The 719-nt window shown below is 34.8% G+C and carries 1 protein-coding gene; it reads right to left on the reverse strand.

From position 1 onward, the window contains the following. On the reverse strand, window positions 1-719 hold a 719-nt coding region (locus tag B2X73_RS07695; RefSeq protein ID WP_291096139.1), incomplete at both ends, for a DNA polymerase.

Genomic DNA, 719 nt, shown 5'->3' on the forward strand with positions numbered 1-719 from the left:
GTGAATATCTTCTCCATGTTTGAAAGCTTCTACCATTGCAGGATCTTGTGACATTTGTGCAATCAAACGCAATTCAATTTGCGAATAATCGGCAGAAATAATCACATGATTTTCATCTCGCGCAACAAAGGCTTTACGAATTTGCTGACCTTCTTCTGAACGAATCGGAATGTTTTGTAAATTCGGATTTACAGAAGACAAACGTCCCGTTGCAGCAACCGTTTGCGCATACGTTGTATGCACACGACCCGTTTTTGGATTCACCAATTCTGGCAGCGCATCAATATAAGTTGATTTTAATTTTTGTAATTGACGATACTCTAAAATATCCTTAATAATTGGATGTTTATCTTTCAGTTTCGATAAGATCTCTTCTCCAGTTGCATATTGTCCAGTTTTGGTTTTCTTTGCTTTTGGATCTAATTTTAACTTATCGAACAAGATTTCTCCTAATTGTTTTGGCGAATTAAGATTAAACTCTTCTCCAGCATCTTGGTGAATTTTTGTTTCTAATTCTCTTAATTTCGCTTCGTGTTTTACCGAAAGTTCTTTCAAGAACGGAACATCCAAATTAACACCTTCCAATTCCATATCAGCCAAAACTTGCATCAATGGCATTTCAAGATCAGTGAATAATTTGTGTGTATTTGATTTGATTAATTCTGGTTCGAAAAGATTTTTCAACTGATTTGTAATATCAGAATCTTCTACTCCATATT

The organism is Empedobacter sp. UBA7252 (assembly GCF_002472765.1).
GTDB classification, from domain to species: domain Bacteria; phylum Bacteroidota; class Bacteroidia; order Flavobacteriales; family Weeksellaceae; genus Empedobacter; species Empedobacter falsenii_B.